We start from the raw sequence: 13386 nt of genomic DNA on the forward strand, positions 1-13386 counted from the left end.
CCCGGATCATCCACCGTGTTCACCTCCCCCTCCTGCGGCAGATCCGGATCCCCGAAAACCGGCAACTCATGATGCGGCCTCGGATCATTCATCTCAACCATTACTCTCTCCTTCTCGTGGATGGGTGGCCCCTCCAGTCTGCTGAGCAAGCCATCGAAGACATTGAGTCATTCGACCCCAATCCGCCGGGTCGCGAGTCAATCGACTCAAGAGGGCTGCCGACCGAACTGCGAACCTCGATCACACATCCCCACTCGCCATGCAGAAAGAAGTGCAGCCATGTCCCACCACCTCGATTCGCCCATCGCGCGCCAGGACGTGCGCCTCGACACCACGGATCTGTACGTGTTCCCTGGAGAGTCCGGCACGGTCTTCGCGGTCAACGTGTGCCATTCGCTCGCGGGCGACATCCCCACACCGGGCTTCCATCCGGAGGGGATGTACGAATTCAAGATCGACCTCGACGGCGACGACGTGGAAGACGTGACCTACCGCTTCGTCTTCGACGAGCGGGACTCCGAGGGCGCTCAGGCCTACCAGCTGCACCGAGTCGCGGGCGCGAAGGCGGTCGATCCGAATGCCCCAGGCGCCGTGATCGCCGAAGGCGTCACCGGTCGCGAGGCCCAGGCATCCGGGCGCCGGATCTGGGCGGGAAAGGCCGGCGACCCGTTCTGGATCGATCCGGATCTGCTCCACCAGGCCGGCCACGCCGTTCATGACGGCACGAAGATCGATCTCTCCGCCTGGGACGAGTCGAAGGCCGAGAACGTCTTCGCCGGCCACACCGTCTACAGCATCGTGCTCGAGCTCCCCGACACCGACCTCGTCTCCACCAGTGCTGATGGAACGATCGGAGTATGGGCGGTGGCGACCCTGGCCACCGACTCCGGCGGTTGGCGCTCCATCAACCGGATCGGCCTCCCGATGATCCACCCCCTGTTCGCGCAATACGACGACGACCTCGGGGACAGACTCAATGCCGGCATCCCGTCGGAGGACTACTCGATCTACAGCGACGCGGTGATCGAGCGGATCGCCGCCATCGTCGAGGCGTACGGCACGGCTCAGGATCCCCGTGCCTATGCTGAGCGGGTCGCGCACCGGTTCTTCCCCAACATCCTCCATTACCGGGTCGGCACCCCGGCCGCCTTCGACTTCCTGGAGTGGAACGGCCGCACGATGACCGACAACGCCGCCGACGTCATGTTCTCGATCGCCACCAATCATCCCGTCACCACCGGAGTCGGCAAGGAATCCGTGACCCGGAAACCGCGCGCGACCTTCCCCTACGTGCCTGCCGTCTGACTCCCCGCAGACCCATGAACCAGCGAGAACGCCTCCGCCTCGGAGGAATCATCGGCTTCATCGCCCTTCTGCACGTCGTGGGGTGGGGCACCCTCGTCCTCATCGTCGTGCCTCAGCAGCTCAGCGTCGGCAGCCAGGCGTTCGGCATCGGCATCGGGCTCACGGCCTACACGCTCGGCATGCGTCACGCCTTCGACGCCGACCACATCGCCGCGATCGACAACACCACCCGCAAGCTCATGACGCACGGCCAGCGACCGCTGTCGGTCGGCTTCTGGTTCTCGCTCGGCCACTCCACCATCGTGTTCGGGCTCGCGTTCCTTCTCGCGCTGGGCATCCGCGGCATCGCCGGCTCGGTGACCGACGAGGGCTCCGCCCTGCATGACGTGACGGGACTCATCGGCAGCTCGGTTTCGGGAGCATTCCTCTACATCATCGCGTTCGTCAACATCGCCGCCTTCATCGCGATCGCCAAGATCTTCCGACGGATGCGCTCGGGCCAGTACGACGAGCAGGAGCTCGAGCTGCAACTGGCCAAGCGAGGGGTGCTGAACCGGTTCATCGGCAAAGTCATGCGGCCCGTGAGCAAACCGTGGCACATGTACCCCGTCGGGCTCCTCTTCGGCTTGGGATTCGACACGGCAACCGAGATCGCTCTCCTGGTGATCGCGGGCGCGGGGGCGGCATCCGGACTCCCCTGGTATGCGATTCTGTGCCTCCCCGTGCTGTTCGCGGCCGGGATGACACTCCTCGACACCCTCGACGGCTCCTTCATGAACTTCGCATACGGTTGGGCCTTCTCGCGACCGGTGCGCAAGATCTACTACAACCTGACGATCACTGCACTCTCGGTGCTCGTCGCCGTCGTCATCGGCACCGTGCAGGTCGCCTCCCTGCTCGCGGAGAAGCTCGGCCTGCACGACGGGGTCTGGGCGTGGCTCGGTTCGATCGACCTGAGCGCCGTCGGCCTCATCCTTGTCGGGCTCTTCCTCGTGACCTGGGTGGTGGCCGCATCGGTGTGGCGCTTCGGCCGCATCGAGCAGAGGTGGGTCAGCCGCGCTCGGGTTCCCGGAGCAGAGCCGCGATGACCGCGGCCTCGCTGATCTCAGGCTCCTTGGTGGCCGTGAGCAGTGTCACCGTTCCCTGGGCAGCGAGCTCGCGCAGATGCATCAGTTCCGCAGCCTGCTGGGGCTGGCGGAGTTCAGCGAGATAACGCGAGCGGAATTCGTCGAACCGCTCCGGGATGTGCTGGTACCACTCCCGCAGTTCGGTCGACGGCGAGAGATCTTTGGCCCATTCGGCCAGAGCTGCCCGCTCCTTGCTCACCCCTCGTGGCCACAGTCGATCGACGAGCACGCGAGTGCCGTCGCTGTCCGACGGCGCGTCATAGATGCGACGAACGCGCACCGCCCCGTTCGGAGTGGGCACCGCGGGTGAATCGGTGGAATCGTGTGCATCCATCTTCGGCCTTCTTTCATCAGTGGTTCGAGTGCTGCGGGGTGAGGACAGGAGAGAAGATGCGGAACAGGGCGCCGGCGAGCGCCGCTCCCGCCAGCGGTGCCACGATGGACAGCCACAGCTGCGCCAGGGCGGTCTCGCCGCCCCAGATGGCCGTTGCGATGGACCGGGCGGGGTTGAAGGAACCGTTGGACACCGGAATGGCCACGAGGGCGATGAGGGTGAGGGTCAAGCCGATCGCCAACGGTGCGAACGCGCCGGCCCCGTCGGCCGCGGTGACCCGGAGAATCACCCCCACGAAGACGCCGGTTGCGACGATCTCGATCAGCAGCGCTGAGACGAGATCGAAACCGCCCGGCGAAAGCGCCCCCCACCCGGTCGAGGCGAATCCGCTCTTGCGTGCGGTCCCGAGGAATCCGTCGGGACCACCGGCGGCGATCGCGGCGAGCACCGAGGATGCGGCGATGCCACCGACGACCTGGGCGAGCATGTAGGCGGGTGCGTGCCTCCAGTGGAATCGCCCGGCAATGGCCAGACCGAGGGTCACAGCCGGATTGAAGTGTGCGCCGGAGGTTGCAGCGAAGGCGAAGGCCGCCACCACCACGCTGAGTCCGAGGGCAAGGGCCACGCCGAGAAAGCCGACGTTCAGGCCGCCGTCTCCCGAGTGGAACGAGGCGGCGAGGAGCGCCGTGCCGACCACGCCGAAGACGAGGATGAAGGTTCCGGTGGCTTCGGCGACGAGCTTCTTGCCGAGAGTGGGCGCGGGCACAGGTTGCGGTGTCGTCATCAGCTCAGCTCAGCTCCTGCTCACGCTCGCTCAAGGCATCTCGGAGTGCCGCACGAGTGGCGATGCCGAGTTTGGGGAAGATGCGGTAGAGATGACCGCTCACCGTGCGAGCCGAGAGGAAGAGGCGTTCGCCGATCTGCTTGTTGGTCAGTCCGGATGCGGCCAGAAGGGCCACTTCCTCTTCTTGCGGCGTCAGCACGACCCGCAGGTGTGGCTCGACGTTTCGCCGTTGACCCGTCGCGCGGAGTTCGGCCGCCGCACGATTCTCCCAGGTGCGGGCGTCGAGGGCGGAGAAAAGCTCCCTGGCGTCGTTCAGATGCTCGCGCGCGCGCCTGATCTCACGGTCGTGCCGAAGGCGTTCGCCGTAGGCGAGCTCGACTCTGGCCAGGTGGAAAGGCCATCGCCGCGACGGGTTGGTCTCCAGGAGCCGCTCGAACGACTGGATGTAACGATCGTCGGACTCGAGAAGGGCACCCGCGGCATCGCAGAGGAACCGCATCCGCGCCGACATCGCGGGGAGCCCGAGGTCGCGGGCAGCGTCGAGGTGCCGGCGCCCGTCGGCCATCCGGCCGGATCGCGCACAGGCTTCGACCACGTCGAACACCGTCCAGACCGCGGCCGGCTCGAAGGGCGGGAACTCGCCCGGCACGCCGACGACTCCGAACGCATCGAGGGCATCGTGGTGGCGCCCTTCGGCCATCGCGAGCAACGCGTCGACGACGGCGGCGTGAGATCGCGGGAGCGAACGCGTCTGATCAAGCACGGCACGGTCGCCACGAACAGCCCGAAGCAGCAGCTGCTGATTCCGAACAGCGTCGCGGAGCGCCAGCCCTCGGTCGTCGCACAAGTCGAGGCCTTCCTGCGTGAGCCGTTCCGAGTCCTGCCATCTGCCGTCGAGAAAGGCATCAGAAGCCAGACGCAGGAGACAGGCCGCTTCCAGGGCGGCGGCCCCTCCAGACCGAGAACGCTTCACGACGCGCTCCGCCAGGTCGCGGGGAAGCCGGTCGACACGAACTGCCGCATCGACGATCTGCATCGCCCGGACGGGATCGACGTCTGCGCGGGAGTCAGCCCTCTCGATCATCGAATCGATTTCACGCAACTGAGCCGGAGTGGCCCGGGCGGGGTCACCAAGGGTGGTGGCGCCGATCACGAGGGCCCGCGGGAGGCGTGCGGCGTGCCTCAGGACCACCTCGTGCAGCACCCGCCATCGCGCACCTTCGTCGGCGAGGGAGCTTATGAACGACAACGTCGTCACCGCGGCTTCGACCGCGCGCGGATCGGATTCATCGGCACAGACCTCCAATGCCTTGACGAGCACATCTGCTGCGGCGTCGATGTCCACTCCCCGTGCCGCCAGGATGGATGCCCTCGCCGTCACCGCCTCGAGACTTCCCACGGTGCTGTGGTCGAACCCTTCGGCCCGCCCCAGAATCCACTCGGCGCGGGCCGGGGCTCCCGACAGCTGTGCGGCGAGGTAGGCCGCTTCCGAAAGTCGCCGGCTCGCGAAGTCCGGGTCGGAGGTCAGTTCGGCAGCGCGGCTGAGAACCGCGATCGCACGCTCCACGTGGCCGCCATCCAGGCTCGCACCAGCAACTGCCACGAGGGCATCGGCCGTACTGACGTCGACGTCGAGCGCAGCGTCGGCCCGGTGCAGTATTCGTTGATGGGCTCCGGTCGACAGAGCGGCGAGCACCGCGTGCGCGGCTCGTCGCTGGGGTGCCGAGGCGAGTTCGATGACCGCCCACCGGGTGAGGAGGTGGCGGAATCGCAACGAATGCTCTCTCACATCCACCCACACCGCACCCGACTCCTCGGCTCTCCTCACATCGTCAGCACGATCGCGAACCAGCACCTCGAGCGGCACGTCCGCGACGCCGTTCAAAGCGGCCAGCACAAGAAGCTCTCGAGTCGATTCCGGGAGATTGTCGAGACGGTCGGCGAAAACGTCCCGCAGGCGGTCGGTCAGCGGCATCGCCGCCGGAATGAGTTGCACCCCCGCTCTCTGGGCGGAGCTGAGGGCACGGGGAAGCTCTGCCAAGGCGAGGGGATTGCCGGCGGCGACCGTCGCGATGCGCTGCCGAACGGCCGAGTCGAGCTGCAGGGGCTGGAGCACGCTCAAGGAATCCTGCTCGGACAGGGGCGACAGCTCGAGCACTCGCATCCGGCTGGTGTCCAACGGTGTGGTCGAGCCGGCGCGACGGGTGATCACCATGGCCGTGCGGGTTGCGTCGAGACGTCGTGCGACCATGCCCAGGATGCGCCGGCTCGCCCGATCGACCCCCGGCCAGTCGTCGACCACGACGATCAGGGGTGCGACCTCGGCCAGTTGACGGAACCAGGCGAGCAATGCGGTCGCGAGCCGGATGCGACCGGGCGTGCATCCGGCGTCCAGTCCGAGAGTGGAGGCCAGTATCGACCGATACGGCTCCGGCACCTGCGCGAGGGTGTGGACGAACGGCAGCATCAGCTGATGCAAAGCCGCGAACTTCACACCCGCTTCGGCCTCGAAGCCGCGGGTGCGCACGACCTGCGCACTCCACGTCTCTTCAGCCCGGCGTGATGCCTCATCGACGAGAGTCGATTTTCCGACGCCCCGCTCCCCGCTCAGAAGCAAACCTCCGCCGTTCTGAACCGCGACACCGAAGAACTGGGCCATTTCGGCCAGTTCACGGGTGCGGCCGATGAGTACTTCGCGGCCGGCGGATCGACCGGCGGGGTGTTCGGGTACGAGGTCGAGCGTGGAATCGGGAATCGTCACCATCAGCGTTTCTTTCGTGAGGGTCAGGGTGATCCCAGGATGTGCTCGTTCACCGGCCGGCGAATCCGTCTCGCTATCCGTATCGGTACTGGTCACGCCACGAGGCCTCCTAGTGCCGCCTCGATCGCGTGTCGCGAGCTGATCTGTAGTTTGGCGAAGATCTTGGCCAGGTGGTGCTCGACCGTGCGCGAGCTCAAGAACATCCGAGAAGCCATCTCGGCGTTCGTGTACCCCTGACTCGCAAGTCGCGCGATCTGCATCTCCTGAGTCGTCAGAACCGAGGGGGCGCTCGTCGTCGAACGTCGGCTGAGGGCGCCCGCCGCACTCAGCTCTCCGGATGCGCGAGCCGAGAAAGCGGCCGCCCCCATCGAGTCGAAGATCTCCAGTGCCTTGGTGAGTTGGGCGCGCGACTCGGGGAGCCGCTTCTGCCGCCGGAGCCACTCCCCGTAAAGCAGACACGACCGCGCGTGATCGAAGCGGGAGGGACTCTGCTGCAATCGCCGGATCGCCTCGAGGTGGTGGCGCTCGGCGTCGGACGGGTCGGCGACCAGCGCTCGCGACCGGGCGAGCACACCCTTGACCCATTCGGTGCCGCTGGAACCGGCGACGGCTTCCAACTCGGCGAGCGCGGCCTCCGCCTCCGGCTGTCGTTTCGAGCGAGCGGCAGCTTCGACCCACTCCACCAGCGCCCATGCTGTCGTCGAGTGCAGCGAGTGGTGCAGCGCCACCGCGCGTCTCGCCCAGTCGGCCGCGGAGTCGTAGCGCCCCCTGCTGTTGTCGAGGAGCGCGGCGCCCCAGCAGGCGATGGCCACGCCGGTGGCTTCTGCCCGCTGTTCCGCGGTCGGGATCGTGCCTTCGATCAACTGGTGCAACGTCGCGTCGTCGCCCTTCATCGCAGCGAGGCCGATGGCGCCGTAGGGGCTGACGTCGCCACCGGTCGCCGAGGTGATGGTCGCCATCTCCCGCACCGTGTCGGCGGCCGCATCCAGGTCGCCGGCGAAGAGGTGCACGAGCGCCCGCGAGCTGAGCGCGATCGGCAACTCGCTGTAGTCACCGGCGTGGCGACTGATCTCGACATGACGCAGCGACAACGCATCCCATGACTCGAGGTCCCAGGCCGCTGCGGCAGCGACGCAGGCCAGCCAGAGCCACGGAACGGGCTTGGCGCTGTGCTCGGCGGCACTGCGGAACGTGCTCAGTGCAGCATGGAGCGACTCCCACGCGGGCGATCCGCCGTCGATGACGACGGACGACAGGGCGCCGAGAAGCTCGTCAGCGGGCCGCGCCCCCTTCGGGAGCCCTGCTGCTCGCCACTGTGCAGCGACCTGTCCGAGGGTGCCGACGCGCGCGAGCCTGCCGCCGAAGAGCGCACCGGACATGGCCTCGAGAAAGGCCTCCTGCGCAGCCTGCGGCTCGGTATCGGCCAATTGTGCTGCCGCATCGAGCAGCAGTGGAACGGCGATCCCGCCACGGGAGCGCGCGAACTCGATCCTCGCTTCGGCGAGTTTCGCCTCCGCGCGCACGCGCGGGCTCAACTCGCGAAGTCCCAGCGCGGTGGCGTCGCGCGAAGCGTTGTCGAAGTGTCCGGCCAGCATCTCTCGCTGAACGATGCGCACAAGCCATTCCTGAGTGCACTCCTCGTCGGCGGTGATCTTCAGGGCTTGCCGCAGCAGCTCGGCGGAAGCCCCGGGTCCGCCGCGCAGCAGCAGCCGATCGGCGGCCGCTGCGAGGCCGCGGGCGGCGTCCTCGTCGGGACCGTCGACCGAGAGCGCCCGGTGCCACGCGCTCGACACGGTGTCCGCGCCCCCCGCATCGACGGCGGCGAGTGCGGCGTGAGCCGTCCTCAGCGCATCCTCTGAGGCATTCCGATAGACCGCCGAACGGATGAGCGGGTGTCGGAAGCGCACCGTGCTGCCCACCTCGCACAACTCCGCCGCGACAGCCGGGGCGATGACGGCCGGCGACAGCCCGAGGCCGGATGCCGCGGCCGTGATCGTCTGGGCGTCGGCGAAAGGCTCGGCGGCGGAGAGAAGAAGGAACTGTTGCGTGTCGCTCGGGAGGGCGTGCAAGCGTCGCGAAAAATGCGCTTCGAGCTCGCTGGGACGCGCGGGCCTGGAGGAGAGGATGATTCCCGTCGCGATCTCGGCGGGGCTGAAGGCGCGAGCCGTCTCGATGAGAACGAGTGGATTGCCCTCGGCCTCGTCGAGGATCCGCTCCAGCGCGCGGGGATCGATCGGAACCATGGCCAGCGACGAGAGAAGCCGGCGGGCCTCCGTCATCGGCAGACCTCCGACGTCGATCCGTGGTACGCCGTCGAACCCGCGGAGCTCGCTGTCGGTGCGGACCGCGAAGACCATGCCCACGCCCTCCGCCTCCAGCCGCCTGGCCACGAAGCCGAGCACCTGGGCCGAGTTCGCGTCCAACCACTGTGCGTCGTCGATCACGCAGACGAGTGGTCCGGATGCCGCTGCCTCGGCCAGCAGACTCAGGGTGGCGAGTCCGACCAGGAGCCTGTCCGGAGTCGCGCCTGCACGGATGCCGAAGGTCGTCTCGAGGGCCTCGCGTTGCGGGTCGGGCAACGCCGGCATCGATCTCATGAGGGGTCGGCAGAGCTGATGCAGGGCCGAGTAGGCGAGTTCCACCTCAGACTGGATGCCGGTGACCTGAAGGATCTGCAGAGCACCGGCCTGCGCGGTGAGATACCGGAGCAACTCGGTCTTGCCGACACCGGGTCCACCGGCGAGGAGCAGTGTCGAACTCTGACCCTCGCGCACGCGGTGAAGGAGGTCGTCGAGCCGGGTCCGCTCGAACTGCCGATCAAGCACCTCCTCAGGCTAGTTCCCGCGTCGCCCCTTGTGCCATCGGGTTTCTCATTTTGAGTCATCCGACCGAAGCCGGGGTCGGCAGCGCCCGACGAGGATGAACGTGCAGAACGGAGGCGGGATGAAGGAGCAACGCCCGAGCCCCTTCGCGGCGTTCGCCGTGGTCAACTTCCGGCGCTTCGTCGCCGGTCAATCGCTCAGCCTCATCGGTTCCTGGACCGAGACCGTGGCGCAGGCCCTTCTCGTGCTGCAGCTCACCGGATCGGGCCTTGCGCTCGGCCTCGTCACTGCTGCGCGCTACCTTCCCGTGCTGCTGTTCAGCCCTTATGCCGGCCTTATCGTCGACCGATCGGACAAACGACGACTGCTCATCGTGACCGCGTCGTCACTGGCCGGTCTGTCGCTCGTCACAGGAACGCTGGTCGCGACCGATCTGATCGAGATCTGGATGCTCTTCGTGATCGCGTTCAGTTTCGGATGCTTCACCGCCCTCGACAATCCGGCCCGGCAGGCGTTCATCCCGGAGATGGTCGGTCAGGACCTCATCCACGATGCGGTGACGCTGAACTCCACCTTCGTCAACGTCGGCCGGGCGGTAGGCCCCATCGTGGCCGCCGCGCTCGTGTCGAGCATCGGAATCGCGTCGTGCTTCTTCGTGAACGCGGTCAGCTTCGCCTTCGTGCTGGCGGCACTGCTCAGTCTGCGCACTCGCGACCTGCAGCCCTCGCACCGCGTCGCCCCGGAGAAGGGGCAGCTCATCGCCGGATTCCGGTATGCGCGAGGGCTTCCCTTGGTGTTGGCGCCTCTGGCGATGATGGCGCTCATCGGCACCTTCACCTATGAATTCGAAGTCAGTCTCCCCCTCTTCGCTCGAGCTGATTTCGGGCCGGGGTTCACTGCTCCCTGGCTGATCGTCGCCTTCGGCTCGGGCTCCGTCATCGGGGGCCTGTATTGCGCCCTCCGGCCCCGCACCGGTCGACGTCGGATACTGAGCTCAGCCTCCCTCTACGCGGTCTCGCTCCTGGCCACCGCGTTCGCCTCGACGTTGTGGATCGCGATCGCCCTGCTGGTGGTCGTCGGGATGGCGAGCATCACGTTCCTCACCACCGGGAACAGCACGATCCAGCTCGCCTCGTCACCGTCCTACCGTGGTCGCGTCACGGCGCTGTGGTCGACGGCGTTCCTCGGAACGACTCCGATCGGAGCCACGGTCATCGGCTGGGTCGGCGGCATCGACCCGCGTCTTGCCCTGGTGGTTGGAGCGTTCGCCTGTGCTCTCGCGGTCGCGGTCGGCGCATTCCTCACCCGCCGCCCAGAAGCCGCTCGCACCGACGAGCCTCTGCAGGAGAGGTGACCCATGTCGTCGATCCGCCGAAAGTACGCGGTGCTCGCGATCTGCTGCAGCAGCTTGTTCCTGGTCTCGCTCGACGGCACCATCGTCAACGTCGCGCTGCCGTCGATCGCACGCGAATTGAACTCGACCGTCTCGACCCTGCAGTGGACCGTTGACGCCTACCTGCTGGTGCTCGCCGCCCTGCTCCTGTTGTCGGGATCCCTCGCCGACCGCTTCGGCCGCAAACGGGTGTTCGCCGTGGGACTCACGATCTTCACCACGGGATCCCTCCTCTGCAGCCTGGCCCCGACCGACACCTGGCTCATCGTCTTCCGCATGTTCCAGGCCGTGGGCGGATCGGCCATGACTCCCGTGGCCCTCGCCATCGTCACGAACATCTTCGTGCTGCCACGCGAGCGCGCCAGGGCCATCGGCATCTGGGCCGCCGTGAGCGGCGTCGGAATCGCAGCGGGACCGCTGATCGGCGGTGTGCTGATCGACTCGGTGGGGTGGCGGTCGATCTTCTGGATCAACGTCCCCACCGGCGCGGCGGCCATCGTGCTGACCCTGCTCGTCATCCGGGAATCGAGGGCCTCGCATCCGCGCGCCCTCGATCCGATCGGTCAACTCCTCGTCGTCGTGTTCCTCATCTCGCTGATCTTCGCCATCATCGAAGCACCACGCTTCGCCGTACTGTCGCCATGGATCATCGGCGGCGGCCTCGTTGCCGCGGTCTCGTTCACCGCGCTTCTCCGCTACGAGAGCCGTCATCCCGAGCCACTCGTTCCACTTTCGCTCTTCACGCAGCGATCGTTCGCCGGAGCCTTCGTCATCGCCATCCTCGGCTTTCTCGCGTTCAACGGCCTCCTCTTCGTGAACACGCTCTACCTCCAGAGCGTGCGCGACCTTTCAGCGTCTCTCGCCGGGGTGCTGACGCTTCCCTTGGCTGCGGCGACCGTGATTGCGGCGCCCTTGTCGGGACGGCTCCTGTCTGCGGTCGGAGCGCGTCGCCCCTTCCTCATCGCCGGCGCCTGCATGGCGTCGGCGTCACTGATCCTGATCGCGGTCACGCCGACCGAACCGGTGCTCTGGTTGACACTCCCCTACGCGATCTTCGGAGTCGGATACGGAATGCTCAATGCACCGGTCAACGACACCGCCGTCTCCGAACTCCCCGACGATCAAGCCGGGGTGGCTGCCAGTTTGATCTCGACCTCCAAGCAGGTCGGCTCGGCACTCGGGGTCGCGATCACCGGCACCATCATCGCGGCCAGCCCGGGCGACTCGATGGTCGCGGCCTTCGACGCCCGTGCCTGGATCGTCTGGGTCATCATCGCCGCCTGCGGGCTGGGGATCGTCATCGTGGCGAGGTCGTGGCCCTCGCGCCGATCCCCAGCGCGATCATCCCGACCAGCGCGGGGATGATCGGGAGCGCGGCGCCCAGGGTGGGCGAGACGCCGATGGCTAACGAGCCGCACAGTGCCCCCAGAACCAGCGCGAGGATCACGGTCACCCGAGTGACCCAGGCCTGAGCTCTGTGATCGCTGAAATCGGCGACGAGGCTCGTGAGTGTTCCGGTGACGTAGGTGGTGCTGACCCCCGAGCGTGCCTCAGCACGGCGCGAGACCGCGGTCTGCGCGGCCATGGCGAACGCCGACAGGGCGATGAGGGGCCATTGCGAGCTCATCTGGCCGGGTGCCGGAACGAGGAGCCAGCCGGCCAGCACCGCGGCCTGGGCCACGGTCCCCGAGGCCAGCACGATGATGAGGCGACGGATGCGCGCGCCCGCCCGTGCTATGCCGAACGATACGAAGAGGCCCACGACGAAGGCGGCGATCGCGACGGCGACGCCCACGACCATGGCCGAATAGTTCGCCCGCTCGGTGAGCCCGGCGAGCACCAGGTTGCCGGTCATGTTCGCCGTGAAGACGCCACCGAGCAGGAGGAACGCAAAGGCGTCGGTGGCGCCGGCAGCAAAGGAGAGCACCACCGCTCCGATGGCGAGCCACCGCGATGGCGAGACACTCGTTCCCACACCCGGCGTCGTGTGCGTGTCAGTCATCGCGATGACCCGTCGGCGAGCCGGTCAGCCCTTGATGAAGGCGAGGATGTCCTGGTCGAGCTCGTTCTGGTAGGCACCGTAGATGCCGTGCGGCGCGCCCGGATAGACCTTGAGCGTGCCGTCCTTGACCAGCTTGATGCTCTTCTCGGCGGCCGCAGCGATCGGAACGATCTGATCGTCGCCGCCCTGGGCGATGAAGATCGGCACGTCGATCGCCATCAGGTCGTCGGTCTGGTCGGTTTCGGAGAACGCCTTCACGCAGTCGTAGGCCGCGGCCAGACCGACGAGCATGCCCTGCCGCCAGAAGTCGTCCTTCGCGCCCTGAGAGACGGCCGAACCTGCGCGGTTCGCGCCGTAGAACGGCTCGGCGAGGTCTTTCCAGAACTGCGAGGCGTCTTTCAGCACACCGGCCCGGATGGCGTCGAGCGCCTCGATCGGCGTGCCCTCCGGGTTTGAACCGGACTTCAGCATGATGGGTGGCACCGCGCCTGCGGTGGCGACCTTGACCACGCGCCCCTGCCCGTGCTGGGCCGCGTAGCGCACCACTTCGCCGCCGCCGGTCGAGTGACCGACGACGACGAGGTCGGTGAGGTCGAGGTGGTCGACGAGCTCCGCCAGATCGCTGGCATAGGTGCTCATGTCGTTTCCGGTGTAGGTGCGCGAAGAGCGCCCGTGACCGCGCCGGTCATGCGCGATGGTGCGGTAGCCGGCGTCGGCGAAGAGCTTGAGCTCCACCTGCCAGGCGTCGGAACTCAGCGGCCACCCGTGCGAGAAGAGCACCGGTTGCCCGGCCCCCTGATCGGAGTAGTAGAGCTCTGTTCCATCCGAAGTCGTGAAGTAAGGCATTGTCGTTCCTTT

General features: G+C 67.3%; 10 protein-coding genes. 4 read left to right on the forward strand and 6 right to left on the reverse strand.

Annotation, left to right across the window (positions count from 1 at the left end; all coding sequences use genetic code 11):
* The first annotated feature begins 279 nt into the window (after nt 1-279).
* On the forward strand, nt 280-1305 hold the full coding sequence (locus N1027_RS19545; RefSeq protein WP_259510658.1) for a DUF4331 family protein: 1026 nt from the start codon (nt 280-282) through the stop codon (nt 1303-1305).
* 14 nt (nt 1306-1319) lie between these two features.
* Entirely contained in the window at nt 1320-2393 is a 1074-nt protein-coding gene (nicT, locus tag N1027_RS19550; RefSeq protein WP_259510660.1) for a Nickel transporter NicT, read from the forward strand.
* On the opposite strand, the gene N1027_RS19555 is transcribed toward nicT, so the two are convergent.
* The 4 genes from N1027_RS19555 to N1027_RS20210 all read right to left on the reverse strand — a co-directional run bounded on the left by N1027_RS19555 (nt 2356) and on the right by N1027_RS20210 (nt 9136).
* On the reverse strand, nt 2356-2766 hold the full coding sequence (locus N1027_RS19555; protein ID WP_259510662.1) for a DUF488 domain-containing protein: 411 nt from the start codon (nt 2764-2766) through the stop codon (nt 2356-2358). The two genes, nicT and N1027_RS19555, sit on opposite strands and share 38 nt — an antisense overlap.
* Before the next feature lie 16 nt (nt 2767-2782).
* On the reverse strand, nt 2783-3550 hold the full coding sequence (locus N1027_RS19560) for an aquaporin (RefSeq protein ID WP_259510663.1): 768 nt from the start codon (nt 3548-3550) through the stop codon (nt 2783-2785).
* A 4-nt stretch (nt 3551-3554) separates the two neighbouring features.
* A complete protein-coding gene (locus tag N1027_RS19565; protein ID WP_259510669.1) occupies nt 3555-6314 on the reverse strand; it encodes an AAA family ATPase in 2760 nt (919 codons plus the stop codon).
* Nucleotides 6315-6403: 89 nt separating this feature from the next.
* On the reverse strand, nt 6404-9136 hold the full coding sequence (locus N1027_RS20210) for an AAA family ATPase (RefSeq protein WP_259510671.1): 2733 nt from the start codon (nt 9134-9136) through the stop codon (nt 6404-6406).
* Between the two features lie 118 nt (nt 9137-9254).
* Here N1027_RS20210 and N1027_RS19575 point away from each other — a divergent pair, with 118 nt between their 5' ends.
* Nucleotides 9255-10487 carry an MFS transporter gene (locus N1027_RS19575; RefSeq protein ID WP_259510674.1) on the forward strand — a complete coding sequence of 411 codons (1233 nt, stop codon included), beginning with the start codon at nt 9255-9257 and terminating at the stop codon, nt 10485-10487.
* A gap of 3 nt (nt 10488-10490) precedes the next feature.
* The gene (locus N1027_RS19580) at nt 10491-11891 is read left to right on the forward strand and encodes a DHA2 family efflux MFS transporter permease subunit (RefSeq protein WP_259510676.1); all 1401 of its coding nucleotides are present in this window, start codon (nt 10491-10493) and stop codon (nt 11889-11891) included.
* On the opposite strand, the gene N1027_RS19585 is transcribed toward N1027_RS19580, so the two are convergent.
* Complete coding sequence (locus tag N1027_RS19585) at nt 11824-12528, reverse strand: YoaK family protein (protein WP_259510678.1); 705 nt, start codon at nt 12526-12528, stop codon at nt 11824-11826. The two genes, N1027_RS19580 and N1027_RS19585, sit on opposite strands and share 68 nt — an antisense overlap.
* Before the next feature lie 24 nt (nt 12529-12552).
* Nucleotides 12553-13374, reverse strand: coding sequence for an alpha/beta fold hydrolase (locus N1027_RS19590; protein WP_259510680.1), 822 nt, complete (start codon nt 13372-13374; stop codon nt 12553-12555).
* Between the last annotated feature and the right edge of the window lie 12 nt (nt 13375-13386).

The sequence above is a fragment of the Herbiconiux aconitum genome (assembly GCF_024979235.1).
GTDB lineage: Bacteria > Actinomycetota > Actinomycetes > Actinomycetales > Microbacteriaceae > Herbiconiux > Herbiconiux aconitum.

Bases quoted from the DNA above. Each gene is read 5' to 3' on its own strand.
- nicT (WP_259510660.1), top strand. From the start codon at position 1,320: ATGAACCAGCGAGAACGCCTCCGCCTCGGAGGAATCATCGGCTTCATC.
- N1027_RS19565 (WP_259510669.1), bottom strand. From the start codon at position 6,314: ATGGTGACGATTCCCGATTCCACGCTCGACCTCGTACCCGAACACCCC.
- N1027_RS19560 (WP_259510663.1), bottom strand. From the start codon at position 3,550: ATGACGACACCGCAACCTGTGCCCGCGCCCACTCTCGGCAAGAAGCTC.
- N1027_RS19590 (WP_259510680.1), bottom strand. From the start codon at position 13,374: ATGCCTTACTTCACGACTTCGGATGGAACAGAGCTCTACTACTCCGAT.
- N1027_RS19585 (WP_259510678.1), bottom strand. From the start codon at position 12,528: ATGACTGACACGCACACGACGCCGGGTGTGGGAACGAGTGTCTCGCCA.
- N1027_RS19580 (WP_259510676.1), top strand. From the start codon at position 10,491: ATGTCGTCGATCCGCCGAAAGTACGCGGTGCTCGCGATCTGCTGCAGC.
- N1027_RS19575 (WP_259510674.1), top strand. From the start codon at position 9,255: ATGAAGGAGCAACGCCCGAGCCCCTTCGCGGCGTTCGCCGTGGTCAAC.
- N1027_RS19555 (WP_259510662.1), bottom strand. From the start codon at position 2,766: ATGGATGCACACGATTCCACCGATTCACCCGCGGTGCCCACTCCGAAC.
- N1027_RS19545 (WP_259510658.1), top strand. From the start codon at position 280: ATGTCCCACCACCTCGATTCGCCCATCGCGCGCCAGGACGTGCGCCTC.